This window comes from Rothia sp. HMSC072B04, assembly GCF_001813725.1.
Taxonomy (GTDB): Bacteria; Actinomycetota; Actinomycetes; order Actinomycetales; family Micrococcaceae; genus Rothia; species Rothia mucilaginosa.
Genome location: NZ_KV813802.1, coordinates 142,241 through 169,218, shown reverse-complemented (window position 1 = coordinate 169,218; position 26,978 = coordinate 142,241). Strand labels below are relative to the sequence as shown.

24 protein-coding genes are annotated in these 26,978 nt (G+C 57.2%); 6 read left to right on the top strand and 18 right to left on the bottom strand.

Annotation, left to right across the window (positions count from 1 at the left end):
• Positions 1 to 158 precede the first annotated feature (158 nt).
• Together HMPREF2928_RS04340 and HMPREF2928_RS04335 are read left to right on the top strand one after the other, a co-directional pair.
• The gene (locus HMPREF2928_RS04340) at positions 159 to 869 is read left to right on the top strand and encodes a glycosyltransferase (RefSeq protein WP_070616757.1); all 711 of its coding nucleotides are present in this window, start codon (positions 159 to 161) and stop codon (positions 867 to 869) included.
• 248 nt (positions 870 to 1,117) lie between these two features.
• Positions 1,118 to 1,615: a DUF2505 domain-containing protein gene (locus HMPREF2928_RS04335; RefSeq protein WP_005508885.1), complete on the top strand. Its 498-nt coding sequence runs from the start codon at positions 1,118 to 1,120 to the stop codon at positions 1,613 to 1,615.
• A 169-nt stretch (positions 1,616 to 1,784) separates the two neighbouring features.
• Here HMPREF2928_RS04335 and HMPREF2928_RS04330 read toward each other — a convergent pair whose 3' ends face one another.
• From HMPREF2928_RS04330 to rfbB, 7 genes are all read right to left on the bottom strand, one after another.
• Positions 1,785 to 2,282, bottom strand: a complete 498-nt coding sequence (locus HMPREF2928_RS04330) for an FAD synthase family protein (protein WP_005508886.1) — start codon at positions 2,280 to 2,282, stop codon at positions 1,785 to 1,787.
• 530 nt (positions 2,283 to 2,812) lie between these two features.
• Positions 2,813 to 3,283, bottom strand: a complete 471-nt coding sequence (gene sufU, locus HMPREF2928_RS04325; RefSeq protein WP_070616754.1) for a Fe-S cluster assembly sulfur transfer protein SufU — start codon at positions 3,281 to 3,283, stop codon at positions 2,813 to 2,815.
• Between the two features lie 65 nt (positions 3,284 to 3,348).
• Positions 3,349 to 4,647, bottom strand: coding sequence for a cysteine desulfurase (locus HMPREF2928_RS04320; protein ID WP_070616752.1), 1,299 nt, complete (start codon positions 4,645 to 4,647; stop codon positions 3,349 to 3,351).
• 186 nt (positions 4,648 to 4,833) lie between these two features.
• Complete coding sequence (pth, locus tag HMPREF2928_RS04315) at positions 4,834 to 5,421, bottom strand: aminoacyl-tRNA hydrolase (protein WP_070687456.1); 588 nt, start codon at positions 5,419 to 5,421, stop codon at positions 4,834 to 4,836.
• 147 nt (positions 5,422 to 5,568) lie between these two features.
• A complete protein-coding gene (locus HMPREF2928_RS04310) occupies positions 5,569 to 6,228 on the bottom strand; it encodes a 50S ribosomal protein L25/general stress protein Ctc (RefSeq protein ID WP_012904012.1) in 660 nt (219 codons plus the stop codon).
• A 244-nt stretch (positions 6,229 to 6,472) separates the two neighbouring features.
• The gene (gene rfbD, locus HMPREF2928_RS04305; RefSeq protein WP_070687455.1) at positions 6,473 to 7,897 is read right to left on the bottom strand and encodes a dTDP-4-dehydrorhamnose reductase; all 1,425 of its coding nucleotides are present in this window, start codon (positions 7,895 to 7,897) and stop codon (positions 6,473 to 6,475) included.
• The gene (gene rfbB / locus HMPREF2928_RS04300) at positions 7,897 to 8,895 is read right to left on the bottom strand and encodes a dTDP-glucose 4,6-dehydratase (protein WP_044142793.1); all 999 of its coding nucleotides are present in this window, start codon (positions 8,893 to 8,895) and stop codon (positions 7,897 to 7,899) included. Before rfbB ends, rfbD begins: the two co-directional genes overlap by 1 nt.
• A 74-nt stretch (positions 8,896 to 8,969) precedes the next feature.
• Here rfbB and rfbA point away from each other — a divergent pair, with 74 nt between their 5' ends.
• From rfbA to HMPREF2928_RS04280, 4 genes are all read left to right on the top strand, one after another.
• Positions 8,970 to 9,830: a glucose-1-phosphate thymidylyltransferase RfbA gene (gene rfbA, locus HMPREF2928_RS04295; protein WP_070687454.1), complete on the top strand. Its 861-nt coding sequence runs from the start codon at positions 8,970 to 8,972 to the stop codon at positions 9,828 to 9,830.
• Between the two features lie 96 nt (positions 9,831 to 9,926).
• On the top strand, positions 9,927 to 11,399 hold the full coding sequence (locus HMPREF2928_RS04290; RefSeq protein ID WP_070687453.1) for a tyrosine-protein kinase domain-containing protein: 1,473 nt from the start codon (positions 9,927 to 9,929) through the stop codon (positions 11,397 to 11,399).
• 112 nt (positions 11,400 to 11,511) lie between these two features.
• Positions 11,512 to 12,369 carry a nucleotidyltransferase family protein gene (locus HMPREF2928_RS04285; RefSeq protein ID WP_049352238.1) on the top strand — a complete coding sequence of 286 codons (858 nt, stop codon included), beginning with the start codon at positions 11,512 to 11,514 and terminating at the stop codon, positions 12,367 to 12,369.
• Positions 12,366 to 12,674, top strand: coding sequence for a PqqD family protein (locus HMPREF2928_RS04280; protein WP_012904017.1), 309 nt, complete (start codon positions 12,366 to 12,368; stop codon positions 12,672 to 12,674). Before HMPREF2928_RS04285 ends, HMPREF2928_RS04280 begins: the two co-directional genes overlap by 4 nt.
• Positions 12,675 to 12,761: 87 nt before the next feature.
• Here HMPREF2928_RS04280 and HMPREF2928_RS04275 read toward each other — a convergent pair whose 3' ends face one another.
• From HMPREF2928_RS04275 to HMPREF2928_RS04225, 11 genes are all read right to left on the bottom strand, one after another.
• Positions 12,762 to 14,009: a glycosyltransferase gene (locus HMPREF2928_RS04275; protein WP_049352037.1), complete on the bottom strand. Its 1,248-nt coding sequence runs from the start codon at positions 14,007 to 14,009 to the stop codon at positions 12,762 to 12,764.
• 12 nt (positions 14,010 to 14,021) lie between these two features.
• Entirely contained in the window at positions 14,022 to 14,969 is a 948-nt protein-coding gene (locus HMPREF2928_RS04270; protein WP_049352040.1) for a glycosyltransferase family 2 protein, read from the bottom strand.
• A gap of 65 nt (positions 14,970 to 15,034) precedes the next feature.
• Positions 15,035 to 16,084: a glycosyltransferase family 4 protein gene (locus HMPREF2928_RS04265; protein ID WP_070616737.1), complete on the bottom strand. Its 1,050-nt coding sequence runs from the start codon at positions 16,082 to 16,084 to the stop codon at positions 15,035 to 15,037.
• 168 nt (positions 16,085 to 16,252) lie between these two features.
• The gene (locus HMPREF2928_RS04260; RefSeq protein ID WP_246822786.1) at positions 16,253 to 17,581 is read right to left on the bottom strand and encodes a hypothetical protein; all 1,329 of its coding nucleotides are present in this window, start codon (positions 17,579 to 17,581) and stop codon (positions 16,253 to 16,255) included.
• The gene (locus HMPREF2928_RS04255) at positions 17,581 to 18,705 is read right to left on the bottom strand and encodes a glycosyltransferase (protein WP_070687452.1); all 1,125 of its coding nucleotides are present in this window, start codon (positions 18,703 to 18,705) and stop codon (positions 17,581 to 17,583) included. Before HMPREF2928_RS04255 ends, HMPREF2928_RS04260 begins: the two co-directional genes overlap by 1 nt.
• Before the next feature lie 17 nt (positions 18,706 to 18,722).
• Complete coding sequence (locus tag HMPREF2928_RS04250) at positions 18,723 to 20,966, bottom strand: N-acetylneuraminate synthase family protein (protein WP_005508905.1); 2,244 nt, start codon at positions 20,964 to 20,966, stop codon at positions 18,723 to 18,725.
• A 90-nt stretch (positions 20,967 to 21,056) separates the two neighbouring features.
• Entirely contained in the window at positions 21,057 to 21,785 is a 729-nt protein-coding gene (locus HMPREF2928_RS04245; protein ID WP_070687451.1) for an acylneuraminate cytidylyltransferase family protein, read from the bottom strand.
• A complete protein-coding gene (locus tag HMPREF2928_RS04240) occupies positions 21,785 to 22,885 on the bottom strand; it encodes an RNA-binding protein (protein WP_070687450.1) in 1,101 nt (366 codons plus the stop codon). Before HMPREF2928_RS04240 ends, HMPREF2928_RS04245 begins: the two co-directional genes overlap by 1 nt.
• Entirely contained in the window at positions 22,876 to 23,874 is a 999-nt protein-coding gene (locus HMPREF2928_RS04235; RefSeq protein WP_049327938.1) for a CgeB family protein, read from the bottom strand. The genes HMPREF2928_RS04240 and HMPREF2928_RS04235 overlap by 10 nt, the downstream gene beginning before the upstream one ends.
• 259 nt (positions 23,875 to 24,133) lie before the next feature.
• Positions 24,134 to 25,054 (bottom strand): glycosyltransferase family 2 protein, encoded by a 921-nt coding sequence (locus tag HMPREF2928_RS04230; RefSeq protein WP_070616729.1) that lies wholly within the window; start codon positions 25,052 to 25,054, stop codon positions 24,134 to 24,136.
• A 103-nt stretch (positions 25,055 to 25,157) separates the two neighbouring features.
• Positions 25,158 to 26,975, bottom strand: coding sequence for an ABC transporter ATP-binding protein (locus HMPREF2928_RS04225; protein ID WP_070687449.1), 1,818 nt, complete (start codon positions 26,973 to 26,975; stop codon positions 25,158 to 25,160).
• Positions 26,976 to 26,978 lie beyond the last annotated feature (3 nt).

The following is a 26,978-nucleotide window of genomic DNA, read 5'->3' as shown; positions in this document are numbered from 1 at the left end:
CATCCAAGCGAACTAACCACTCGCCAGAGAAGCGTATGCGGAGATTACTCACCATTTTCTCCGGCACGACGCCGCCGCGTATACCAATGATGCCCTCCGGATTTTTTGCGTCAGGTATACGGGGTTACTACCGATAAATACATAGAGAGGAATAGGCGATGTCTATTCAGAACTTCCCCCACGTCAGCGTTGATACTTCCAAGTTCGACCTGCCCGTATTTACCCCTGCCGTCGCGCCCGTTCGTATTCCTACCAAGACTTACGATTTGGTGGTGTCCCTCGGCACCGACGTTCACACTTTTGATCGTCTTCTGCGTTGGGTTGAGGCTTATCTTGAAGCTCACCCCGAGGTCACCTGCCTCGTGCAGCATGGTCACACTGCGCCCATTAAGCACGCAGACAACCTCAAGCTTCTTCCCGCCTCCGAACTGCTGGACTACTACGCAACCGCGCGCGTAGTGCTGGTTCAGGGCGGCCCCGGCTCCATCCAGGATGCACGTCGCACCGGCGCTCTGCCCCTGGCTGTTCCGCGCCGCGCAGAGTTCGACGAGGTCGTTGACAACCACCAGGTCCCCTTCACCACTCTGATGGAGAAGCGCGGCCACGCTGTTGTTGTTGAGAGCCGCGAAGACCTTTTCGCTAAGCTGGATCTTGCTCTGACGAACCCCTCCCTGTTCCGCACCGCTGAGCCGTACGTATCCACCCCGGAGATTTCTGCCGCACAGCTGAGCGAGGAACTGCAGGATCTGCTTGCTGGCAAGACCCACCGTAAGGATTCCTTCTGGGGTCGCCTGAAGCAGGCTGCTCGCGCACACCGTGCGGGTAAGGCTGAGATGGCTCGCATCGACGCGATGGCTCCCAGCGCCTAAAAAGCTTTAGCTTTCTAAATCCCGCATCCTTAGTGATGCGATGTGGGAGCCGCCCGAAGGTGTTTCCCTCATTTTTAGACCGGCATGCGAATCCTCCAACCACCCTGTGAGAGGCTGTGGATGTTTTCCCTTGTTCACGGCATATTCTCAGGTGGATTCGCGTCTTTACATTGGTTGCGAAACCCCGCGCACCGTATCCTTAGAAGGGATAATGCGCGGGGTTTTCGCGCACTACGAAAGGAACAATTATGGCAGTTCAGGAATCGACCGTTATCAACGCAAACGTTGAGCAGGTTATCGAGGCATTCTCCAGCGAGGACTTCGCACGCTTCGTCTGCTCCGAGGTTGGCGTTGAATTCGGCAGCTTCTCCGTTTCCGGTGACACCTCCGCAGAGTTCACCGCAACCACCGAACGTACCGTGCCCGCTGAGCGCGTGCCGGACATCGCTCGTAAGTTCGTCGGCAACGGCGTAGCTATGACCCAGGTGGACACCGTAAGTGCACCGGCTGCTGACGGCTCCCGCACCGTCTCTACCGAGGTGAAGGTTAACGGCGTGCCCGTGTCCGCTCAGGCTACCCAGCACCTGATTCCCGAGGGTGACAAGACCCGTCTGGACGTCAACGGCGAGGTTTCCTGCTCCATCCCGCTGGTGGGCAAGAAGATTGCAGCCGCTGCTGAGCCGCAGGTTGGCCGCGTGCTGAAGGTTCTGGGCACCTCCGCTGAGAAGTGGCTGGCACAGCGCTAAAGCCTATTTAGACGCTCACCTTTGAGGTGTAGCTGATATACGGCTAGATACGCCAAGATACAGAGGATCCCCGTCGTAAGTAATTACGGCGGGGATCCTCTGTTCTTTATGGGTCTCTACGAGCTCTAGAGCCCTGATAAGGACGTATGAGCATTAGGAGGCGACAGCGTTAGGAAGCGACAATCGCCTCGGAGTATTCGCGCTCACCGAGCAGTTCGGCGAAGCGGCGCATCTCTACGCGCAGGTCGTGCTCTGCTTCGAGCAGGTCAACGACCTTGCGCAGCTTGGTGCTGGAGGTGTGCTCGGTGTAGGGGAAGTAGTGTACTTCCACGCCAACCTCTGCGAAGCGTGCTTCCAGGGCGTTACCCTTGTCAGTGCCCTTCCAGTCGTCGCCTTTGAAGAAGACATTGAAGGGCTTCTGCTTCCAGGTTTCGAGCTTGTCGGGGGTGGTTTCGACGTGCACTTCGTCCACGTAGTCGATGTGGCTGACGATGGCGGCACGCTCTTCGATGGGGATGACGGGGCGGCGGCCCTTGGTCACTTCCAGAACGTCATCGTGCACGACGCCTGCAATGAGGTAGTCGCAGTTTTCCTTGGCCTTGCGGAGAATCTCGAGGTGGCCGTAGTGGAAAAGGTCGTAGGCGCCTGCGGCGTAGCCAATAATCATGGGGCTTCCTTGTGGTTGGTAGCGGCGATGGGTATTCCGGTGTGGTTGAGGTACCAGAGGGGTGAGAAACATATCCGCGGTCTGGGGTGAGAGCCTAAGAATAAGTGAAGAATGTGCAATATTGAGAAAATATTTTCTTATTATTGCCCTATTTCTTCTCGCTGTCATCTCAGAGTGTGCGGGTCCGAAAAGAGTTTCTCGAGGGTGCTGGTTGGGCGCCCTTCGTCCTTTTATTTTACCAGTCACCTTTTTGGAGGAAAAAGAGAAAGATATAAAAATGAGGCGGACACAGTGTAGTATCCGCCTCATATTTTCTATACGTCGCTTGAAATCAAAGAAAGCTTATATAGATAAACAATTAACCGCTAGATTTTAGCGAAGAGTTTTAGCCAGTATTTTCTGCACGCTTTGACCGCATATGCTTACGTTCTTGTGCAATATTTTAGGTTCAGTAGCCATTCGGTATTTTCGATTGGCGTTCAAATACTAGCTACTCCCCCACCGGTTCAGCCTACCTTCTCAGCAAAGGTTTAGTTCTTCGCAGTTGCTTCCTTAGTGGCTTCCTCAACGGCAACCCAGGAGAGCATCGCGCACTTCACGCGCGCCATGAACTTCGAAACACCGGAGAATGCAGCCATATCGCCGTACTCTTCTTCGTCCAGGGTCACCTTGCCGCGCGAGCGCAGCATCTCGCGGAACGCATCCACGTGGCGCTGAAGCTCGGAGGTCGTCATGCCAGGAGCCATTTCAGAGAGCACAGAAGCGGCAGCCATGGAGATAGAGCAACCGTCGCCTTCCCAAGAGATCGACTCGATGGTCTTCTCGCCATCCTTCAGTTCATCAGAGAGCACCACACGCAGGTTGATTTCGTCACCGCAGGTGGGGTTGTACTGGTGGTTATCGGCACTTGCGTGACCGGCGGGTACCTCTACGAGGTGCTCGCCGCTACGCTGCTTAGAATGCTCCAGAATAATTTCCTGGTACAGGGATTCAAGAGACACAGTGTTCTTCTTCCGTCAGTTGGTATGTCTGAAAATTCGGGGCGTTAGCGTCTAACACGCCTGTTTTAGAAGCCGAAGTAGGGGCGTACCTCGGCGAGTGCCTTCAGGAAAGCGTCCACATCTTCGGTGGTGTTGTAGATGTAGGTGGAGGCGCGGGTCGAGGCAGTCACGCCGGCGCAGCGGTGTAGCGGCTGGGCGCAGTGGTGACCCACGCGCACGGCGATGCCCTGAGTGTCGAGTAGCTGACCCACATCGTGCGGGTGTACACCCTCGATGGCGAGAGCGACCAGGCCGGCACGCTTGGTGGGATCGGTGGGGCCAAGCAGTCGCACGCCTTCAATCTTCTGAACGCCCTCAACGAGGCGAGCGCCCAGTTCGTGTTCCCACGCCTCAACGTTCTCCATGCCCAAGTGCTGCAGGTAGCACACAGCAGCAGCGAAAGCGACCGCCTGCGAGACACGCTGGGTGCCGGCCTCAAACTTGATGGGGGCGGGCATGTACTCGGCGTCCTGCAGACCCACACGGGTAATCATGGAGCCGCCGGTCAGGAAGGGCGGCAGGGCGTTCAGCAGCTCTGCGCGGCCGTAGAGGGCGCCAATACCGGTGGGTGCCAGCATCTTGTGGCCGGAGAACGCCGCAAAGTCGACGTCCAGGGCGTGGAAGTCTACGGGCATGTGCGGCACGGACTGGCAGGCGTCCAGTACAACGATTGCGCCGTACTTACGAGCCATAGCAACCATGCGGGGCACATCAGTAATTGCGCCAGTCACGTTCGAGACGTGGGTGAACGCCACGATGCGGGTCTTCTCGTTGATGATGCCCTCGGCTGCCTCGTAGTCGAGCTGACCGTCCTCGGTGGAGGGGATGTGGCGCAGGGTTGCGCCGGTTCGCTGAGCAAGAATCTGCCAGGGAATGAGGTTCGCGTGGTGCTCAATCTCGGTGGTGACAATTTCGTCGCCAGGGCCCAGTGCGAAACGCTCAGCAGCCGGACCGCCGATACCCTGAGAGGCGTTGCCAATGGAGTAGGCGACCAGGTTCAGCGCCTCGGTTGCATTAGAGGTCCACACGAGCTCTTCATCAGTGGCGCCAACGAAGTTCGCAACGGTGATGCGCGCGTCCTCGAACAGGTCGGTTGCCTCAACCGCGAGGGTGTGTGCGCCACGGTGTACAGCAGAGTTAGCGTGCAGGTAGAAGTTACGTTCAGCGTCGAGCACCTGAAGCGGTTTCTGACTGGTCGCCCCCGAATCCAGGTAGACCAAGGGGTGCCCGTTGACCTCAGTGTTGAGGATCGGGAAATCCTGGCGAAGCTGGCGTACGAGGTCGTCGCTCAGCGGGGTGTTGGCGGGGGTGGAGTATTCAGCCACGGGTACCTTCTTCTCTCGCTCATACGCTCCACGGGTCGGGTATTTTCCCGTCGTGGAGCGTATAACGTCATTCTTTTCTAGCTTATTCCCTCACCGGGCTCTTGCATAGTTAGGTAGAGCCTAGTTCACGCATCAACCCACACCATGCATTGCCCAGTTCAGCGCATGCCCAGTGCGGTCTTATGCTTAGGAGCCTGCGCCGTGGTAGCGCTGCTGGGTCGCCAGCAGGCCTTCCTTCACAAGCATCATGGTTGCGTCTGCAGCGTTCGAGATGAGGAAGGGCAGGTCCTTCGCTTCGGTGCTGCTGAAGGGCTTGAGCACGAAGTCTGCGGTGTCCATGCGTCCGGGAGGTCGACCGATGCCGGTGCGCACACGGTAGTAGTCCTTGGTGCCCAGTGCCTTGGTGATATCGCGCAGACCGTTATGACCGCCCTCTCCCCCACCAATCTTGAGCTTAATGGTGTCGAAGGGGATATCGAGTTCATCGTGCACAACAATGATATGGTCGGGGTCGATACCGTAGAACTTGGCGACGGCGCTGACCGGGCCGCCGGAGGTGTTCATGTAGCCGAGAGACTTCATGAGGATGACCTTGGGGCCACCAAAACCGAGGCGCCCCTCCACCACAACCGCGGAGGCCTTGGAATGCTTCTTGAAGCTGCCGCCAACTTCCTTGGCGAGCTCGTCCAGAACCATCTGACCAATATTGTGGCGGGTTTTCTCGTACTCCGGGCCCGGGGTCCCCAGACCAACAATGAGCCACGCATCAGACATATCTTCGCCCTTTCCACGGCGCTGTAAAAGGTTTTTTAGAAAATTCATGGACTACACCATTCTATGAGTATGGCCCGCTACCACCTCAGAAGAGAGGTAGCGGCGGGCCATCCACAAATCATTGTTGCGCTAGGCGCAGGGCGCGGTCTAGTGCTTTGAGTTATCTGAGTCGTGAGCTTCGCCAGCCTGATCTGATTCCTCGGAAGCTTCAACGATGTCACCCTCGGGTGCGTTTTCGCCTTCTTCACCGGGCTCGGGAACGTCGAGTTCCTCGGGCTCAGAAACGTTAACGATCAGCAGTTCAGCGTCTGCAACCAGGGTTACGCCTGAGGGCAGTTCAACGTCTGATGCCAGAACGTGAGCGCCAGCTTCGCGGCCTTCGATGCTCACGGTCAAAGCTTCGGGTGCCTTCAGTGCGTCAGCTTCAACCAGAAGAACGGTTTCTTCCTGGTTAGCAACGGCGCCAACAGCAGGCTCGCCTTCAACGTGTACAGGAACCTCAATCTCAACGCGCTCGCCGCGCTTAACGGTCAGCAGGTCGATGTGCTGCAGTTCAGGGCGGATTGCGTGACGCTGGATGTCCTTGATCATTGCGAGGTGTGATTCACCTTCGATGTCGAGGTCGAGGATAGCGTTGGGGACGCGGGCAGCCAGGGTGGTTGCGTGGCCGGGGAGTACTACGTGCTTGGGCTCTTCGCCGTGGCCGTAGATGACGGCGGGGATGTCGCCTGCCATGCGGATGCGGCGCGCGTAGCCCTTGCCGAAGTCGCTACGTACGGTAGCTGAAATTTTGATGGTATCTGACATGAGTTGTCCACCCTTTCTTGGTTAGAAGTTATGCGCCAAGTGGAATAGGGACTGGCGCCAGAAATCTCTTTCCAACCAGCCACCGTCAGTTACGGACCTACACGTTTCGTGTATTCCACCGCCTTGGCCAAGACAATATTGTACAGGTTCCCGGCTCTTCTTCAAGGGCCGGGAACCTGTGATATGGCGCTTTTCACGCCTTTTATGCTGTTATCAGCAGATATTAGGACCAAATCCTAGAGGATTAGGAACCCATTTCTGCAAGGTAGGCGGCGAGCGCCTCGCGGTGATCGCGCGGGGTGAAGCCTGCAGCAATCAGCTTGGACAGGTCCATTGCCGAGTTCGTCGGACGGTGAGCGAAGAGCTCAGCGTTGGCGAAGTATTCCTCGGTGGTGGTGTCGCTGACGCGTGCCGGGTCATGGCCGGTGCCCTCGTACACTGCACGAGCGAACTGTGCCCAGTTGATGACCTCACCGGTGTTCGACACGTTGTAGGTGCCGTATTCAGCGCCGGAGAAGAGCAGGTGCAGGGCAGCTGCTGCCAGGTCCTGGGTGAAGGTCGGGCGACCCCACTGGTCGGCGACCACGGACGGGTCGATACCGCGCTCAGCCAGGGACGCCATGGTGCCCACAAAGTTCTTGCCGGCGCCAACAACCCAGCTGGTGCGCAGGGTGTAGTGCTTACGCCATGCGGCGGCGGCAACCTCACCGGCAGCCTTGGATGCGCCGTAGACGCTCAGCGGTGCCAGGGGGTAGTCCTCCGGGTATTCCTCGCCCAGGGGCAGGGAGCCGTCAAAGACGTAGTCGGTGGATACGTGAACCAGCGGCAGGTTAGCTTCTTCACAGATGGAGGCAAGAGCGCTCACACCCAGGGCGTTAGCTGCCCAGGCGTCACGGCGCCCCTCGGGGGTTTCTGCCTGATCCACTGCGGTGTACGCTGCAGCGTTGATGACCGCGCGGAAGGAGCGCCAGCGGAATGCGTCACACCACTGCTCGGGCTTGCCCAGGTCGAGGCGGTCGCGATCCACAGCCAGGAAGGGTACGTTCTGCTCGGTGAGCTGGCGAACCAGCTCGGTGCCGAGCTGACCGCCCGCACCAATAATCAGGATCGGGTCGGCTTCCAGGGGCTTGATCTCGTTCAGACGCGGGTGGTTACGGTCCTTCTCGGAGAGCTCTGCCTTCGCCAGGTCGATGGGCCAGTCGATTGCGACGGTCTCATCAGCAAGGTTCAGGAAGCTGTAGCCGGATACTGCATCCGCCGACCAGTGGTCGTTCACCAGGTAGGTGTAGGCGGTGTTCTCTTCCAGGGTCTGGAAGGAGTTACCCACGCCGCGAGGCACGAAGATTGCGGTGTCCGGGCCCAGCTCCACAGTGACGACCTTACCGAAGGACTCGCCAGCACGCAGGTCAACCCACGCACCGAAGATACGGCCGGTCGCAACAGAAACGTACTTATCCCACGGCTCGGCGTGGATACCGCGGGTGGTACCTACCGAAGCATTGAACGAGATGTTGTTCTGCACGGGGTTGAAGTCGGGCAGACCGGCTGCGACCATCTTCTCGCGCTGCCAATTTTCCTTGAACCAGCCGCGGTTATCGCCGTGAACCGGCAGGTCAATGATGAGCAGGCCGGGAATCTCGGTTTCAGTAACCTTCAATTCCTTGGTCATTACTGGCCAGCCTTTGCGTACTTTGCCTCAACCTCAGCCTTCAGGGGCTCCCACCAGCCGCGGTTGTCGGTGTACCACTTAATGGTGTCGGCAAGACCGGATTCGAAGTCGGTGAACTTCGGCTCCCAGCCGAGCTCTGCACGCAGGCGGCTACCGTCGATTGCGTAGCGCAGGTCGTGACCGGGGCGGTCAACCACGTGCTCGAAGTCGTTCTCGTCCTTGCCCATAAGACGCAGGATGGTGCGCAGAACGGTGATGTTGTTCTCTTCGCCGTCTGCACCGATGAGGTAGGTTTCACCAATCTTGCCCTGCTCCAGGATGCGCAACACAGCAGAAGAGTGGTCGGATGCGTGAATCCAGTCACGAACGTTCAGGCCCTCGCCGTACAGCTTCGGGGTCAGACCCGAGAGGATGTTAGTGATTTGGCGGGGAATGAACTTCTCGATGTGCTGGTAGGGGCCGTAGTTGTTGGAGCAGTTAGAGATGGTTGCTTCAATACCGAAGGAGCGGACCCATGCGCGCACGAGCAGGTCGGAGCCTGCCTTGGTGGAGGAGTAAGGGGAAGAGGGGTTGTAGGGGGTGGTTTCGGTGAACTTTGCCGGATCGTCCAGCTCGAGGTCGCCGAAGACCTCGTCGGTGGAGATGTGGTGGTAGCGAGTGCCGTGCTTACGGACTGCTTCCAGAAGACTGAAAGTACCGATGAGGTTAGTGTGGATGAACGGTTCGGGGTTGGACAGGGAGTTGTCGTTGTGCGATTCCGCAGCGTAGTGGACAACAGCGTCTGCCTTGCCGACCAGTTCGTCGGCCAGCTCGCGGTCAGCGATGTCGCCTACGACGAGCTTGAAGCGGGATTCGGGAAGACCCTCCAAAGACGCAGCATTTGCGGCATAGGTCATCTTATCCAGCACAGTAATAGTGTGATCAGTGTTATCGATGAGGTGGTGAACAAAGTTCGAACCAATAAAACCGGCACCGCCGGTAACAAGAATGTGAGCCATACGGTAGATTTTACCTGGCTAAACAGTGATTTTTATGCCTCAACAACGAGATAAACATGACACAATAAGAAGTTATGAAGGGAATTATTCTTGCCGGCGGTACCGGAAGCCGTTTGCACCCTATCACTCAGGGTATTAGCAAGCAGCTCACTCCGGTCTATGACAAGCCGATGATTTACTACCCGCTGTCCACTCTCATGCTGGCGGGTATCCGCGATATTTTGATTATTACCACTCCTGCCGATCAGGAGCAGTTCCAGCGACTGCTCGGTGACGGTTCCCGTTTCGGTATTAATCTCGAATACAAGGTGCAACCTTCCCCGGATGGTCTTGCACAGGCATTTATTCTGGGTGCCGATTTTATTGGTAACGACCCTGTAGCACTTGTGCTCGGTGACAATATCTTCTACGGCCCCGGTCTGGGCACTCAGCTTGCCACCTACGAGCAGAAGGACGGCGCAACCGTCTTCGCTTACCGGGTTGCTGATCCTCGCGCTTACGGTGTGGTGGAATTCGACGAGAACTTCAACGCACTGTCCATCGAAGAGAAGCCTGAGAACCCCAAGAGCGACTACGCTATTCCAGGTCTGTACTTCTACGACTCGAAGGTTGTAGAGTATGCACGTCAGATTAAGCCTTCTCCGCGCGGTGAGTTGGAAATCACTGACCTTAACCGCGTCTACCTGGAACAGGGTAAACTGAAGGTTGAGGTTCTACCTCGCGGCACTGCGTGGCTCGATACCGGAACCTTTGATTCACTCGCTGATGCCACTAACTTCATCCGCACTGTCCAGAGCCGTCAGGGTCTGTCGGTTGGTTGCCCGGAGGAAATTGCGTGGCGCCACGGTTGGCTCTCCGATGAGCAGTTGCGCGACATTGCTACCTCCCTCGTCAAGAGCGGTTACGGTAGCTACCTGCTCGGATTGCTCCGCTAATAAACACCAGGGGATTTCCGTATCCCTTCACCGCCTGCAACAACACTCCACTTTGCAGGTACACTAACTCAAACTTTCTGGAGTATTCTCACTACCATGACCATTTTGGAATTTTTCCGCACCACGAGGGCTAACCTCTGGCTGCTGATCATTGGCATCGTTGTCGGTGCCGCAGCGGGCTTCGGCTATGCCTCTCTCCAGCCGAAGGTCTACGCTGCATCATCCTCGGGCTACGTGACCGTGGGCGAGTCCGGCACTGTGGATGTCCTCTCGGGTTCTTCCGCCGCTAAGGAACGCGCTCGCTCCTACGCAGCTATCGTCTCCTCCGAGGCCGTGGCACAGAAGATTAAGCAGAACACCCCCGAGCTCTCCCTGACCACCGGTCAGATTCGTGCGAGCCTCACCGCAACCGCAGGTGACAACGCTGCACTGATTACCGTGAGCGCGCAGGCTTCTTCCCCGAAGAACGCACAGCTGCTCGCTAACGGTGCACTGCAGGCTACCGCCGACTACATTAAGGAAATTGAGCAGAACCCCGGTAACGCTCAGGCACTGGTGAACGGAGAAAACACTGGCGCATCCCCCACCACCAGCAACACCGTCCGTGTGATTCCGCTGAACAACGCAAGCGTGAACCCGCCGCTGGTGGCTCCGAACTACCAGCAGAACGTACTCGTTGGTGCCGCTGCTGGCCTGGCGCTGGTGTACCTGGCTATCTTCCTGCGCCGCGCACTGGATCAGCGCATCCGCACCCGTGACGACGCTACCAAGGCAACCGGCGCAAGCATCCTGGGTGTTCTACCCGTCAGTGATGACCTGAGCGAAGAGAACATCGTTAACGGTGACACCGACGACCACATCGCTCAGGAGTCCATCCGTCAGCTGCGTACCAACCTGCGCTTCGTGAACGTTGACACTCCCCCTCGTTCGTTCATCGTCACCTCCGCGGTGCCCGGTGAAGGTAAGTCGACCGTGTCGCTGTCGCTGGCTCGTGCAATGGCTGACGCAGGTTCGCCCGTCATCCTCATTGACGCCGACCTCCGCCGCCCGACCGTGGCTAAGAAGCTGAAGCTCGACGCTAAGGTTGGTCTGACCCAGGTTCTGGCTGGCCAGGTTGAGATTGCTAACGCTGTACACCAGCTAGGCGATTCGAACCTCTTCGTCCTGCCCGCAGGCCGCATCCCCCCGAACCCCTCCGAGCTTCTGGGCTCGGATAAGATGCGCCAGCTGATCAACGAGCTCTCCGAAGAGTTCATCGTGGTCGTCGACGTTCCGCCGCTGCTGCCCGTGACCGATGCTTCGCTGCTCTCCCACTCGGTGGATGGCGTAATCCTCGTTGGTTCTATCGGTCGAAGCCACCGTGAGCAGATGACTGAGGCTGCAAGCACCCTGAAGAAGGTCAACGCTAACCTCTTCGGTATGGTTCTGAACCGTGCACCCCGTAAGGGCCTGGGTAACTCCTACTACGGCTTCGGTTACGCAAGCTCGTACGTCGGTTACTCCACCTACTACGGTTACAGCAAGGACGGCGACAAAAAGTCGTCGAAGAAGTCCTCGGCTAAGAAGTAATAACGTAATAAGCGCCCTAAATTATAGGGAGCGACTTAGGGCGGGATGGGCAGTATTTTCTGTCTGTCCCGCCTTATACTTATCTGGTATACATGTGCACCGAAAGGCTATTGTGACCACTCACTCATCCAATACCCCGGAGCCGCAGACTACTCCGCTCGCGGCACGGATTCGGCTTGCGCACGCCTACTTCCAGCGAATTGCCGACATGCACTCCATCGATATTCTGCATGTCAAAGGCTACGCTTTCTCCCAGGAAATTTACCGCAAGGGCAGGTACAGCTCCGACGCTGACCTGCTCGTCCGTCCCTCTCACGTGGACCGCTTTGTAGAGATCCTTCTGGCAGATGGATGGCGTATCCAAGCCCACTTCGAAACAGGTTCCGTGTTCGAGCACGCGATGACGCTCTACCACGCTTCATGGGGCCTGACTGATATTCATCGTTTCTTCCCCGGTCTAGGACGCCACGGCGATTATGAGAAGGCGTTTGACCGCGTCTGGGCGGCACGCAAGACCCGTATGATTGCTCACCGTCCCTGCACTGTCCCCAGCGATCTGGACGCGCGTCTTCTCGTGGTGCTTCACCGCGCCCGCGCAGCATCACGCTACAGTGCAGATATTAACTACCTGGTCTCTCTGCTCTCCTACAGCGATTGGCAGCGCCTACAAGCCCGCGCCGAGGAGCTTGACTCGTCCCTGGCATATAGCGCGGCTATGGGCGGTCTGGAGCAGTACCGTGACGACCGCGACTACCTACTGTGGCTGTCGGTCTCCCAGGATGTGCCCCACTACATCCAGTGGATCGGACGTCTGCAGTCGGCGACGACCCTGCACGATAAGCTACGCACCCTCAAAAATATTTTCTTTGTGAATAAGGACCATTTGGCGATGCAGCTGGGACGCACCCCCACTAAGGCAGAGATACGTGCAAAGTTCTTTGATCGTTTCGGAATCAAGGTGAAAAAATGAGCAATCCGGTAGATTCCCGTCAGACCGTATACGGCATCCCCGAGAACATCGCGTATGTTCATTCTGAAGAGTTCGCTAAGTACTCCCCCACGGCAACTTATCTCGCGAATCTTGCCAACGGTGAGCTGTCTGTTCTTCAGGATTCTGCCTCCATTATTTGGAGTATTTTTGAGGACCCGATGTCTCTGCAGGATGCTATCGACGAGCTCTGCGAAATGTATGAACAGCCCATAGAGACCATGGGACCGCAGATTGAGGGTTTCATTCCCGAGCTACTCTCCAAGGGGCTCCTAGAGGCCCGCTAAGGCTCTCAGAAAGCATAAAGAAGGCGGGGCGGTAGAAAAACCTTAGTTTCTACCGCCCCACCTTCTTCTATGAGCCGCCTAGCTCTTTTAGTCTTCGGGCAAAGCCTGCACGTAGGTCTTCAAACGGCTAATGAAACGAGCCTCCGAGAAACCGTCAACGTGCTCGCGGATATAGTCAGCGTCCCAGTCAGCCGGGTTGAAAGCCTTGAGAGCTTCCACCAGCTGCTCCACGGTCGGCTGGTTGATGAACATGCCGGTCTTGCCTTCCTGAATGGTATCCAGGAAGCCGCCCGCACGGTAGGCAATCACGGCCTTGCCGCTAGCACCCGCTTCTAGCGGGGTAATACCGAAGTCCTCATACGAGATAGCCAGCAGCGCCAGGCAGTGACGGTACGCGTAACGAAGCTGCGCATCCGAAACGCCCGAAGCAATACGAATAGTCGGGCCCGCAAGCGCTTCCAGATGTTCCTTCTCCGGACCGCGGCCAATCACCAGTAGCTTCTTACCCAACTCATTGCAGGCTTCAACAGCCTTATCAACATTCTTGTAGGGCAGCAGGCGAGAAACAATCAGGAAATAATCGTCCGATTCGGTGAACTCTTCCAGACCCGGAATAGGCTCAACCGGTGCGGTGGCATCTACCGAGTGCGGCGGGAAGAAAATCGGAACGTCCTTCTTGCCGTACACGTTCTCGATGCGCTTCTTAATCACGCTCGCGTTCGCCACATACACCGCCGAGCGGTGAGCCGCCCAGTGATCCCACAACATCAGTGCAGGACGCAGGGTTTTCAGCAGCAGAGGTACGGGGCCGGTACTCTTCTCGCCCAGGTACTGATCGCTCAGGTACAGCCAACGCGCCGGCGAATGGCAGTAAATGAACTTGCGACCGGCGAAGTTGAAGCCGTGCGCCCAACCGGTCGTCGACACCACAGCGCGCTCAGCCGGTACCTTCAGGAAAGAAGAAGCAATCGGCAGAATTGGCAGAGCCATGCGGTGGTTACGACGTAGGTAACCAATCTTATTCAGCGGGCTGGTGATGATTTTCGCATCTTTGAACTCCGGGAAGGTGCCCTCCGGGTCGTACAAAGTCGTGTAAATCGGTGCGTCAGGGAATGCACGATGCATTGCCAGCACAACACGCTCCGCACCGCCACGCTGAGTCAGGTAGTCGTGGGCAATTGCTATCTCTTCAGTAGCCTCAGGCTTGACCAGCGGCACGTAACGGCGCGCCAGATGGGCAAGCTTCTTGAGGCTCTTCGGGATATCCGCGAGCACCGCGTCAGGGTTCTTCGGCCCGGTAAACGGAGCGGAGGTCAAGAGCTGAGTGAGTGACATTTTCTTTTCCTCCTAAAAGACTTTCTGAGCACGCTCAGGGTAGTGAATACCGGCGTAAGATGCAGCCTCAACCTGCAGTGCCACAAGCTTCTCAGCGGCCTTAGCGGGCAGCTTCAGCAGAATCTTATCGCTCGCATCGCCCAGAGCCTTAATGGTCTTCTCGGTGGTGAAACGAGCGAGGGTCTTGACCAGCAAACCCCACGGACCCGTCGGGTTCGGGGCAGGGTGTGCTTCCTCGCCGTGCTTACGCACGAAGATGGTGCGGGCAGAGCCCGAGTGCAGGGCACGCAGGGCACGCACTGCAGTGGTGGTAGCCTCGGCATAGTGCTTGACCTCAACTTCATCAGAGATGATGATGCGGCCACCAGCGTCATGAACCATTTTGCCCATGTCTACGTCTTCCCAGCCGTAGAGACGGTACGCGGGGTCGTAGCCGCCAGTACGCTCAAAGTACTCCGCAGAGATAGAAGAGTTACCGTTCCAGTACAGCCAACGGCCTTCTTCAGCTACGCTGAGGGCGCCCTCTTTGAATCGAGCATCGCGGAAGTTACCGTACACACGAGAATAGGGAGTGTCCGGGTACACGTTCTTCAAGGTACCAATCACACCGTCGTAATCACGGTGCAGGCGGATCTGCGCCTCGACGTAGTCGGATGCCGGCTCAAGATCATCATCGCAACGGATGAGGACATCCGCATCAGCCGCACGGTGACCAGCGTTCAGCGCTGCCACACGACCGCGGTTCTCCTCGAAAACAATCTTGGTCAGGTTCAGCTTGCCTTCCGCAATGTAGCGGTCAAGCACAGCTTCGCTGTTGTCAATATCGCCGTCGAGGACCACGATAACCTGGAAGTCCTTCTCGGTCTGGGCGGCAAGCGCATCCAGCGGGTAGTGCAGAATATCTGCACCACCGCGAGAGGGAATGATAACCGCAGCCTTGTAGCGGTGGGTAGTCGTCATAATTTTCCTTCGGGGTTTGAGTGAGAGGATATCCGTTGGGAATGATCTATAGGTTTAGAAGCACCTTAGCGGATAAAACGTTCCAGAATCTCACCAACACGGACCTTACCTGCTTCAGGCGAGTAATTCTCCTGCCAACGCCAGAACAGCTCGGAGGTACGTTCTGCCAGCTCTTCAGTCTCTTCACGGATTTCCTGACCCAGCTTCTCAATGGCCTGAGCAAGTACCTGCGGCTGGTTCACCGGGACGATGTAGGGGTAGGAGCCGTTGCCGCCCACGACCTCCATCAAGGGTGCAGCGTCGCTGATAACGACAGGAATGCGTGCGCTCATCGCTTCAGCAACCACAAGGCCGAAAGACTCTTCAGCACCCGCCGAGGGGACAACCAGCATGTCAATGTTAGAGAACAGGCGGTCCGGAGTGGTCCAGCCCAAGCGAGTGCTGAACGGTGCGACACGGGCCAGAGCAGTCTCAACCTCAGCACGGCCCTCTTCAGAAGCGAATACAGGCTCGCCACCGATGATGAAGTCGTAGATAATCTCGTCCTTGTTGAGGATACTCAACGCCTCGCACAAAGTAGGAATACCCTTAGCAGGAGTCAGACGACCCAAGAAACCAACACGCAGACGACGATCGCCAACGTGATGGTCCAGCTCAGTTGAGACACCGTTGACCCAGTTAGCGAAAACCTCGCTACCAGGGCATGCACGTGCGACGTAACGGCTAGGCACCAAAGTAACCGATGCATTACGACGAGCGAACGGTACCAGCTTGGCATTGATACCAGTAGCGTACTGATGCAGGTGTACGATGCGGTTCTTACGGCCACCCGTTGCTACTGCGGGAACCAGACCATTGCACCAGAGCAGTACGTCCTTGTTCTGGGCATGCCATGCACGCAGAGCAAGCATGTACTGTGCGCGGTTCTTAGCAGGCAACATAATGCGAGGGAAACCCTCATCCGCGGCAGCTTCCATGAGTTGCTTCGGTTCCGAGGGGCCCACAATGGTGACCTTGTACCCAAGGTTACGGGCTGCGCGGGCAATGTTCAGAAGCATGACCTCGCCGCCACCAATATCACCGTTATTGGTAGCAATATACAGTTCTTTCTTCATTGTTCTACTCCTAGAGCAATTCACAAGGGGAAGGGGATATTGTTCTTCTACAGAACCGTCTAGGTTCCCCGGATACGTCAGAACAAGGCGCTCCAATAAGCGTTGCGCGCTATGCTCAAGACATAGAGAAACTACCTGTCGAGGCAGAGGATACAAAGTGAATATCCTCTACGCCTTATGGGCGTTCTGGGCAGCTAGTACGTGGTTATCGGCTTCTTCAGCATCACGAACCTCAATCCGCTCGTCAAAGCCTTCGATACTTGCCTCATCGTGGCCGGTACCCAAACGCTGTTCACGCTCAAGCAACAACACGCGCAGAGCAAGACCGCATGCAATAGCCCACGGCCAGGTGTAGAACACCTCGCCCAGACGGGATGCACAAATCATGATGGCAACGCCAGCGCCCTGCACAACATAGAACTTCGGCGGCAGAGTCTTTTTGCCGCTAAACACGTTCACGATAAAGAGCAGGGTGATGGTAACAACCAGAATCATCCATGGCCAGCCGCCCTCAATCAGAGCAGACCAGTACGAGTTATGGAGGAACCAGGTCTTCGAACCGGTATGTGCCAGGTATACGTATGCCTCACCCAAGCCCTGGCCGAAGAAGCCAGAAGCCTGAACCTTAATCTCAGATGCCTGGTCAATCAGTGAACGAAGCGCATCCGTACCGGTACGGTCCGCAAAGACGCCGGACTGCGCGTAATCACTAGTCAAGATATCAATTAACCAGTACAGCGCTACACCCAACGTAATACGACCAAAGGTCTTCATACGGTGAGCAACAACGATCCAAATCAGACCCGCTGCATACGCCGCGATAGAGGTACGAGAACCCGTAGCCCATAGCAGCCCGGAGAAAACAGCAATAGTGCCGATAACTTCAATTTTGTTACGGGCAAAGCTCAGAATCAACAGACCAAACAGACAGTACACCAGACCCGAGAAGTTCTTGTCATTCAACCAACCGGTCAAAAAACCGTAATAACCAGTCACCGGCGCAAACCCAGCAAAATAAGCTACTGCGTTAAACATAATCGCTAGTGAGTAGCCCAGAATAATCGAGCGGATATGCAGACGCCCAGCGGCAATAGTCCAAATCAATACCGTTGCCGCTACAAGACGAAGCAAACGACGCGTCCAATCCGATGCGTCCTCGGAATGTACACCGTAGAACGAGACAATTGCGAGGTAACCCATTGCAATAAACATAATTGCGCGCAGACCCGAAAAATGACTCACGTCAAAAGTTGGCTTACGGGTCAGACCGTACAGCGCCAGCAAAAGAATGATTACCTGGTTAAAGGGCAAACCAACACCCGGTACCGCCTCGCCAAAAAGCAAGAGGAATGCCATTATGAACTCAGGCATACGAATCTGGCTGGTCTGATGGCGGACGTAATTACTACCGCGAGACACAGTTTCAGAGAAACGCGAAACCTCTGGCTTCTCGGTGGGTTCGTTCAGATGCGCGTAAACCTGCGAAGTCTGGCTCATCATCGGCCTCCTCGAAGTACACGAGTGTAAATATCAACCGTCTGAGCAGCCATCTGCTCATTCGAAATCCAGGCGAAAGGCTCAGACTCATCCTTCTGCAGCTGCGCACGCATAGCCTGCAGAACATCCTGAGTCAGGGTTGCACTCTGGCGGTCCACCAGCTCGTCGGCACCCAAAATCTCCGGGTTACCACCCACAGCGGTAGCGACCGTCTTCAGGCCAGCAGCCTTAGCGTCCAGCAGAGTGTAGGAGCAGTTCTCCCACACCGACAGCTGAACAATCATGTCACTACGACCCATCGCCTCAATCGGGTTAACGAAGCCGCTGAAGGTCACCGAATCACCCAGGTTCAGACGCTGAGCCTGAGCCTGCAACTCGGACGCCAAATCGCCAGAGCCCGCAATCTCAAGATGAGCCTGCGGGTAATCAGCACGAAGCTGTGCAAAAGCATCCAGCAGCACGTCGATGCCCTTCTCAGGAGACAGGCGGGACAGCGAGAGAATACGCGGACCTCCCTCTGCGGGAACACGTTGCTGCTCAACAGCTGCATGCACCTCGGGGATATCCACGCCGTTGTACACCAGCTCCACGCCACGAGCGCCCCACTTGGCACGCATCTGATCAGCGGTAGAACGAGAAACAGCAATCGCCTGATCGGTACCCCACAGGCGCACACGGTGCACGGTCTCCATGAGCTTAGAACGCCAGGAGCTACCGTGGTACACCGAGTCATTACCGGCAATACCGTGCTCAGTGGTCAGAAGCTTCGGCACGCAGGTGCCGCGCTTGATGACGCTACGGATGCGTAGTGCGTTGACCACAGCGGTTGCGACAACGTCTGCATACGCCAGGTGGCTGTGGACAATATCCGGGCGGAGCTGCTCAACAGCCTTCTGCAAAGAAGCAAAAGAAGTCTTAAAACCGTAGTCAGGACCGAACTCAGCCTTGATGACGGTGACGCCCAGTTCCTCAAGACGGCTCGTGAGCTTACCCTCGGGTGCGAGAACCACCAGGTTAAAGCCGGGGAGCCCGGCACGTGCCATATCGACAACGTGCCGAGCTACTCCACCAAACTCGGGAACCGGAACGACCCACAGGGCAGTGGGAAATCCGTTTGAATTCATGAGTGAGTGTCTACTTTCTACAGCCACTTCTCGAGGCGGTCCAGTGCGGTGAAGAAGCCTTCACCGTTGTTGATGTGGCCCTGCCAGATTTCGGGAATGAAGGATGCCTTCGGTGCCAGCTCACGCAGCTGCTTGCCCAGGGATGCCCAGTCGACATCGCCTTCGCCGACCTGAACGCCCTCACCGTCAACGCCGGTGCCGTCCACCAGGTGCAGGTGGATGGACAGCGGTGCCAGCTGCTCAACAGCCTCCGACAGCGGAATGTTCAGGAAGTTGCAAGCAAGCATGGTGTGGGAGATGTCCAGACAGAGCGCGGTGTCGAACGCACGCGAGAACTCTGCAGTGTCCTTCGGATCCAGGAACAGGTTGTGGTACTGCTGACCACCCATCAGCCAGGGGTACGGGGGCAGAGTCTGAGCCGCCAGGCGAACGCCGGATGCGTCCAGACGCTTCAGCGCCTCACCGATACGCTCGTACTTCTCAGCACGTGCGGATGCGGGGATGTGCTTGTCCTTGGTGAAGCCACCCATGGTCACGACCATGACCGGATCCTCGTCTACGGTGAAGTAGCGGGTCAGGTCACGGGTGATGTCGATGGTGCGCTGAACCTCGGCGATGGAGCGCTCCCACACCTCGGGGTCCTTGGACGCGAGATCCACCAGGAAGTCGCCTGCGAACAGGTCGGGCAGGTGGGTGGTGAAGCCCATGTCCAGCTTGGAGTCAAAGACGTCGTCGATGTTAATCTCGAGGTCCTTGTAGGAGAAGTGGAACTCCAGGAAGTCCGGCTTTGCCTCTTCAATCAGCGGCTTGTAGTCGTGGTAACGAACCGGCAGACCCCAGGGACGGTCAAACTTGAAGTCTCGGCGGGTCACCAGATCGTCCTTCAGGTCGCCCTCGAAGAAGAACGAACCTTCTTCAACGTCGCGCTGCATGGTGCGGCCCAGCAGCTGCGGCAGGTAGTTCGGCTGCAGACCGCGGCCGGGGGACTTCACAGCAACATCAGCCTCGGTCACGACCTCGCCCTTAGCAATGTGGCGGGTAGCAACCAGGGACTTAGCCAGGTTCACGCGGTTCATCAGCTCACCGGTGGACACCTCGCGAGGAGCAGCAGAACCAATAGCGGCCTCAACCTCACGGATCTGCTGAACCATTGCCTTGAATTCCTCAGGCAGCAGGGAGACGGTGTGGTCGTTACCCTCGAGGGTCTTGTCGGTGGTGAAGTGCTTCTCAATAATCTTCGCGCCGCGAGCAACAGCAGCAATCGGCACGTGGTAGCCACGCTCGTGACCGGAGTAACCGACCAGGCACTGACCGATCTCAGCCAAGCGGTCCATGTACGCCAGGTTGACGTCCTTGAAGGGGGCCGGGTATGCGGACTGGCACTGCAGCAGAGCGTAGGATGCGCCAGCGTTACGCAGCAGAGCCACGGACTCGCGGATCTCTTCCTCACGGCTCATACCGGTGGAAACCAGCATGGGCAGGCCGCGGGAAGCCACGTCGCGCAGCAGCTCGTGGTTGGTCAGGTCAGCAGAAGCAATCTTCATGCCCTGGATACCGTAGTCAACCAGCGCCTGAACGGAGGGTGCGTCCCAGGGGGTGCACATGATGTCCATGTCGTGCTGCTTGACGTGGTCGAAGACCTCGTACATCTGGTCAACGGTCAGGGAGAAGCGGGACAGCAGGTCCAGGGTGTACTGAACGCCCAGGTCCTCACCTGCGGTTGCTGCGCCGCGCTGGCGGTACAGGGCGTCCATGTCGCGCAGCTGGAACTTCACAGCATCCGCGCCGGACTCAACAGCCAGGTCCACCAGTTCCTTAGCGAAGTCAACGCTACCCTGGTGGTTGTTACCAATCTCAGCAATGATGAAGGAGGGGGAATCCTCGCTGATGGTGTGCTTACCGATGCGCAGGACGTCCTGCTCATCCATTGCCAGTGCCACGAGGTGACCGCGCTCGTCGGTCAGCGGCACGTGGTTGATGCCCTTCGCGAAGTATGCGCGCAGGGTTTCGGGATCAGCATCAGCCGGTGCGGTCTGAGGGTTAGTGTTTGCAGCGTCCAGGGCGCTGGTCTCCAGGGATGCGGTCGGGTTAGCAATCAGCCAACGACGGAAGTCACCGTCAGAGAGCGAACCGCGCAGAATACCGGATTCATTCACCAGGAAGATGATGCGCTGGCCGTTAGCAGAAATCTTCTGCAGGGCGTTGAGAATCGGGTCTTCAGCGAAGACCACGTAGGGGGCAATATTGCGTTCAATAATCACGATTTTGACCTTTTCGTTTGAGTGTTTAGTTGAATGCCTGAGTGCCGGTCAAGCCGGAAGCGGCAGAAGAGGTACTGCCGCGGGTGAAGGTTACTTGCCTTCGGACAGGATCTGAGTGAGCTGGTGCTCTGCCACGGAGAAGTCAATCGGTGCGTCGATGTCGACGCCCTCGACCTCGTCCAGCATGAACAAGTCAATGGTACCGCCGGGGTAGCCCGCCAGGCGGTTGTGGTGGTCCATGTACACGTGGGTCTTGGTGATGTACATCGAACCGTTCTCACGGTAGCGGAAGGTTTCCTTGGTCAGCTCCTGGCGGCGCGGACGGTGCATAATCTCGAAGGCTGCGGTGGGTTCCCCATCGGCGTGCCAGGTCCAAATGAACGGACCGATCGGGATCACGCCGACCATGGAGTCCTTGTCGTTCTCCGCGAACTGGCGGACCGCACGAGCCAGAGTACCGGGCAGACGCACCGGGCTGGTTGCCTGCAGCAGCATGACAGCCTCGGGTTCCCAACCGTTTTCGGTGTAGAACTCGATGGCGTGCTCGATGACCGGCTCGGTTGCGGTGGTGTCTTCAGCCAGGTGTGCCGGGCGCATGAACGGCACCTCAGCACCGTACTCGCGGGCGATATCAGCCAGTTCAGCATCGTCGGTGGAGACGACAACACGTAGCTCGTGCTCACCAGCTACTTCTTCCTTAGCAGCCAGTGCCTGCTCGATGGTCCATGCGACCAGCGGCTTACCCGCAATGGGGCGCAGGTTCTTACGCGGAATGCCCTTTGAGCCACCGCGCACGGGGATGACGCAGAGAATACGCATTATGCCTCCAAAGTTTCAATCATTAGTTCAGCGATACGCTGTGCCGGTTCCTTCTTCGGCTGAACAGGCGCCGGGGTCGGTTCCTGACCCCACTGGTTCATGCCGTAGCGGCCCCAAAATTCCACCAGCCATGCCGGCGGTGCCGGGTGGTAAACCCAGGCCGGGATACCGCGGATTGCAGCCTCCAGAACGCCGGTAGAGAAGATGGACACCACCGGGTTCGGTACCTCGTTCAGCGGGGTACCGGAGCGGTCAATGCGGATACCTTCCTTCTCCCACAGCTTGTGGGTCAGCACCGACAGCTTATCCTTCTCGCTCGGGTGCGGGCGGTAGGTTCCACCAAACTTCTTCAAGAAGGAGTGCGAAGCGTACGCGAAGGATGCGCGCGGCAGTTCCGCACCGTGCATCTGTCCCAGGAAGATCGGTTCCAGGTCGTTCTGCTTCTGTGCCTCAGCACCGGCAGCCTTCTGCGCCGCGAGGTAGAGCAGCTGCGAACCCACCGCGTGAGTGGTGACATCGCGGCGACCCGATGCCCAAAATTCTGCGTCAGCTTCGCTGAAAGCCAGCAGGGTGCATCCGACCGGTAGCGGCGGCGCCTGAGGCACCAGCAGGCCGTGCTGAACCACCCAGTACTCAGCGCCAATCGCGCGAGAGAACTCGTAGGCTGCCGCACCGCGTGCCAGGTAGTGGCCCAGGGAGAGAACTACGCGCACACCGGGCAGGAGCTCCTGCAACTGGTCTCCTGTCGCTTCCTGCTCGCTCCAGGCATCGCGGTCGTAACGTTCAGTGGCGTACTGGCCGTTGAGGTACTCCGAAGCGTCCTCAGGGACCCACAGGGCCACACCCACGTTTTCGAGGTACTTGAGCGGCTCCAATAGGGAGTTACGGCTCGTCGGCGTGAACGAATCGAGCACGATGAGCACGCGGGGTACGGCACCGCGGGTGTACAGCACGCCGCCGACGGGGCCTTCCTGTTCAGCCGCGCCTGCGCGCAGACGTCCCACAAGAGCGCGAGCCTCGCTCTTAGCCCAGCGCAGGGTGTTTTGACGCTTCTGCCAGGCAGCCCATGCATCAATATCAACGGGATAGGTTAGGCCCATAGCTGCTCCAAAATCTTGACACGCTGATCGAAGGTGTGCTCAGCCAGAGTACGCTTCTGACCGGCTTCACGAATCTGACGAGCCCACTTCGGCTCACGGAAAATACGGGTACAGATCTCAATGAGCTCATCAATGCTCTCGTAGACCAGAACCTCTTCGCCAGGGATGTAGTAGCGATCCACATCAGCACGGTCAATCACCTGCAGAGCGCCCACACCGGGAGCCTCAAAGGTACGCATGGTGAAACCATCCTGATTATTGTGGATGTTCAGCGTTGCCGGGGAGGACGCCATAATGCCATACGCCTCAGAGCGGTCAATATCGCGGCCTGCGGGCACGCCGGAATCCTTGAACTGCTTAGTGCGCAGAATATCGTAGGGGTGACGCGACCAAGCACGACCGTAGGCACGCACCGGCAGACCGGCAGCGACCAGCGCCTGCAGGGTCTCCTCACGGTTGGGGTACTTAGCGCCGACAAAGTTGATGGAGTCCTCGCGCATGGGGACAACCGGGCAGTGGGTGTCGTAGGCGTTAGGCATGTCGAGCACCTCGAAGCCCTGCTCACGCAGGTGCTGTGCATCCAGCGGGCTGTAGCTTGCCAGCGCGCCCAGGTGGTGCAGGTCCTCTTCGGTGTAGCTCATGCGGCGCATTTCGTCGTAGAGCCAGGTGCCGTAGCGAACGCCGGAAGTCTCCAGCAGGTCCCACCATTCGCGGGAGAGCATATCGCCCTTAATGACCAGCACAATATCGGGGCGGAATTCGTTGAAAGCGTCAATAGCCTTACGGGTTGCCTGCGCTGCGAAGCTTTCGGGGCGGTACTTCTCGGGCAGTTCGTGGGCAAGCTTGTTGAGGATGCGCTCGGGCAGAGTACCCGGGGCATCGTAAATGTGGGTGCGCACTTCGTATCCGTGCACTTCCAGGGATGCCTGAATTGCCTTCCAGTACCCGTGGAACGCGGGTGAGAGCAGTAGAAGTTTGGGCTGAGTCATATGAGGATTGAATCCTGTCGGCGTTTGCTATATGAACCCGCAGGGTAGAACCGTGCGGTGCTATGTGTTGGAGTGAAGAGGAACGGAAAGTTTCACCTGCTACTTAGAGGCAAAACATACCTATTGAAATTTTACAACGAAAGCAGGAGACGACACACTCGAGTGCACTGTGTCGCCTCCTACGTTCTATGTGAGCCTTCTTATGAAGAGTGCTAGAAATCTTGCGGAACTACCGCTGTAGATTCCGCACGTTTCGCGCCTAGTTCTCGCGGCGCTCTGCCTTGGCGATACGATCCAGCTCGGTGGCGAGGAATCCACGAGCGTCCACATCCTTATTGCGCAGGCCGCGCACCGAGTTCACCAGGAAGTTCGCGTAGCTGGTAGCACGCAGAGCAACAGCAAGCTTCTTCTCCCAGCCCCACTTATCCGCATAAATGAAACGAGCAGTGGTCAGCCACTGTACACGGCGCTCGGAGGGTGAAGACCCGCCTCCCTCGTGGGTGACGGTTACCGAAGGAATCAGGTAACGATCCACACCAGCGTTCGAGAGGCGGTACTGGAAATCCACCTCTTCGCTGTTCATGTAGAAACGCTCATCCATGCCACCAATGCGGTTGAAGGTCGCACGAGGAACGACCATGCATGCGCCCATAACCCAGTCGACCTTCGCGTCCGAGGTGCCGGTGCATGCCTCAACGTCGTGGCCAACGCCGCGGTGCCACCAGTTAGTCGGCTTGAAACGAGCCAGCGGAGTGAACCATTCCCACGCAATATGCGCTGCGGTGGGGAACTTGCGTGCGACCCACTGCTGCTTGCCGTCGTGGCCAATAATCTGCGGGCTAGCCAGCACCTCGCCGTGGCGTTCCACGGCTGCGAGCATGCGCGAGACGAAGGTGTTATCCAGTTCCAGGTCGCTGTTGAGGATGAAAACCCATTCACCGGTCGCGGCAGCAACACCGGAGTTCACAGCTTTACCGAAACCACCGTTAACAGGGCGGCGAACCACGGTCACGCCCTCAACCTCGGGGAAGGGGGTGGGCGAAACGTCATCCGAGACGACGATTTCAATATCGGCGGGGTCAACACCCTGCTGAGCACGCAGAGTGTCAATAATGGCAAGAACCGGCTCCGGCTCGCCGTAGAAAGGAATAACCGCAGATACGCGGGGGGTATGAGTCACAATATGTCCTTTTGAGTGAGGTGCCTGAAAACACAAGCTATAGAAGGCTAAATATGGGGGCGACCGTATCTATATCTCTATACGATCACCCCCATAGTTACAATTAGTCGGGCAGCTGGCCCAGGCGAACGAGGTTCGCAAATTCTTCGTTTGCAGCCTGAACTTCCTTGAAAGTTCCCTTATTCGCGATGCGTCCCTGGGAGAGGTACACCAGCTGATCAACGTTACGCACCGTGGAAAGACGGTGAGCAACAATAATCACGGTTATCTCCTTGGAGATGCGGTTAATGGTCTGAGTAATCTTGTGCTCAGTCTCATTGTCCAGTGCACTGGTTGCCTCATCCATAACCAACAGGCTCGGGTTGCGGTACATCGCACGCGCAATACCCACACGCTGACGCTGACCACCGGAAAGGCGGTTACCATTCTCACCAATCGAGGTGTTGATGCCGTCTTCCAGGGTCTCGACGACGGGCATCAGCTCCGCCAGCTCGAGGCAGTAGATCACACGGTCATCATCAATGTGCTTTGCGGGGATACCGAAGGCAACTGCCTCACGCAGCGTGCCGTTACCCAGGTAGGGGTCCTGAGGGACATAACCAATCTTCTGGTACCAGGAATGCAGGTCAGTATGGATGTCCTTACCCTGGCTAGAGATCGTACCGTTCGTCGGGGTCAACAGACCAAGAATCAAGTCAACCAGAGTAGTCTTACCCGAGCCGGAACCACCCACGAAAGCAACCGAGGTACCAGCCGGCACATCCAGCTGAATGTCCTTGAGAACGTCCTTATCACCGTCCGGGTAACGGTAGACCAGGTTATCGATCTGAACATCCACGGGCTCAATACCCGAGTTAATGATGGTTGCCGGATCAATTTCATCCTTGAACTCAACCATCTGCAAACGCTGCTCTTCCGGGCTCATCGAGCGAATAACCTTAGCAACCTCTTCACTAGCGAACTCGTTCGCGCGAATACCACCCAGGGAAGCAATCATACGGGTCGCATTCGGAAGGATGCGGATACATGCGGTTGCGAAAAGCATGAGGAAAGGAAGACCATCAGCACCCTGAGTTGCGGTCACCAGAGCCAACAGACCTGCGATACCCACAATGAAAATAACTTCAAGGGAGTACTTGGGGAAGTCATTCAGGAACGAGAGGTTAACGTCGCTTTTAACGCTTCGTGCTGCGGGCCCGCGGTACTGCTCGATAGCAGCCTTGTGTGCATTCGTAATACGAATTTCGCGGAAGCCCCTGATGTCATCCAAGAGGAAGCGCAAAGCGTCTCGACCCGCACGTGCCGTTATCTCACCATACTTCGCGTTACCGCGGCGCAAGAAGAACTGCATGACAGCAATGGTGATGCCGAAGTATGCGAAAGCAATCAGCGCCGGAACCGGCATGACGCAAAGAATCATGATGAGCAACACAATGATAGACAGGAAATCGCCCACAAAGTTAATAATCGATCCCACAAAACCGCGGTATGCAAACACCACGTAGGTGCTAATCAGGAATGCGGTTTCTTCAGGCTGAGACTTCCTGTGGTTAAAGTAGCTATCCTTCATGTAATGATTGAGGATTGTCGTCGACGTCGCCAACTGCTGGTAACCCGTAAATTTCAGGCTCCAGCGCTTAAAGAGGAGTGCAGCAATACCTTTAATAACAAAGGCGAGCACCAGAACGATACCCAGATAGACCACCAAATCAGAACGCTGAGGGTTGCCGAAGATATCGGAAAGTACAGCCAGGTAACCGGTAAGTTCCGCACCCATCGCAATATTCACAATGGGAAGAATTGCAGCAACACCAACCATCTCCATCAAAGATAGGAGGAACAGGCCGATCAGGTTAAAGACAAGCAGCGTAAAGCTTCGTCCCGGGAAAAGCAGGCGAAGCTTAGTATAAATACTCTTCATTGG

Coding starts and splice junctions, on each gene's coding strand:
- rfbB (WP_044142793.1), bottom strand. CDS start 8,895: ATGGCTCACATTCTTGTTACCGGCGGTGCCGGTTTTATTGGTTCGAAC.
- HMPREF2928_RS04235 (WP_049327938.1), bottom strand. CDS start 23,874: ATGACTCAGCCCAAACTTCTACTGCTCTCACCCGCGTTCCACGGGTAC.
- HMPREF2928_RS04290 (WP_070687453.1), top strand. CDS start 9,927: ATGACCATTTTGGAATTTTTCCGCACCACGAGGGCTAACCTCTGGCTG.
- HMPREF2928_RS04310 (WP_012904012.1), bottom strand. CDS start 6,228: ATGTCAGATACCATCAAAATTTCAGCTACCGTACGTAGCGACTTCGGC.
- pth (WP_070687456.1), bottom strand. CDS start 5,421: ATGTCTGATGCGTGGCTCATTGTTGGTCTGGGGACCCCGGGCCCGGAG.
- HMPREF2928_RS04225 (WP_070687449.1), bottom strand. CDS start 26,975: ATGAAGAGTATTTATACTAAGCTTCGCCTGCTTTTCCCGGGACGAAGC.
- HMPREF2928_RS04280 (WP_012904017.1), top strand. CDS start 12,366: ATGAGCAATCCGGTAGATTCCCGTCAGACCGTATACGGCATCCCCGAG.
- rfbA (WP_070687454.1), top strand. CDS start 8,970: ATGAAGGGAATTATTCTTGCCGGCGGTACCGGAAGCCGTTTGCACCCT.
- HMPREF2928_RS04275 (WP_049352037.1), bottom strand. CDS start 14,009: ATGTCACTCACTCAGCTCTTGACCTCCGCTCCGTTTACCGGGCCGAAG.
- HMPREF2928_RS04255 (WP_070687452.1), bottom strand. CDS start 18,705: ATGAATTCAAACGGATTTCCCACTGCCCTGTGGGTCGTTCCGGTTCCC.
- HMPREF2928_RS04240 (WP_070687450.1), bottom strand. CDS start 22,885: ATGGGCCTAACCTATCCCGTTGATATTGATGCATGGGCTGCCTGGCAG.
- HMPREF2928_RS04265 (WP_070616737.1), bottom strand. CDS start 16,084: ATGAAGAAAGAACTGTATATTGCTACCAATAACGGTGATATTGGTGGC.
- HMPREF2928_RS04330 (WP_005508886.1), bottom strand. CDS start 2,282: ATGATTATTGGCTACGCCGCAGGCGCCTACGACCTTTTCCACTACGGC.
- HMPREF2928_RS04335 (WP_005508885.1), top strand. CDS start 1,118: ATGGCAGTTCAGGAATCGACCGTTATCAACGCAAACGTTGAGCAGGTT.
- rfbD (WP_070687455.1), bottom strand. CDS start 7,897: ATGACCAAGGAATTGAAGGTTACTGAAACCGAGATTCCCGGCCTGCTC.
- HMPREF2928_RS04340 (WP_070616757.1), top strand. CDS start 159: ATGTCTATTCAGAACTTCCCCCACGTCAGCGTTGATACTTCCAAGTTC.
- HMPREF2928_RS04270 (WP_049352040.1), bottom strand. CDS start 14,969: ATGACGACTACCCACCGCTACAAGGCTGCGGTTATCATTCCCTCTCGC.
- HMPREF2928_RS04245 (WP_070687451.1), bottom strand. CDS start 21,785: ATGCGTATTCTCTGCGTCATCCCCGTGCGCGGTGGCTCAAAGGGCATT.
- HMPREF2928_RS04260 (WP_246822786.1), bottom strand. CDS start 17,581: ATGAGCCAGACTTCGCAGGTTTACGCGCATCTGAACGAACCCACCGAG.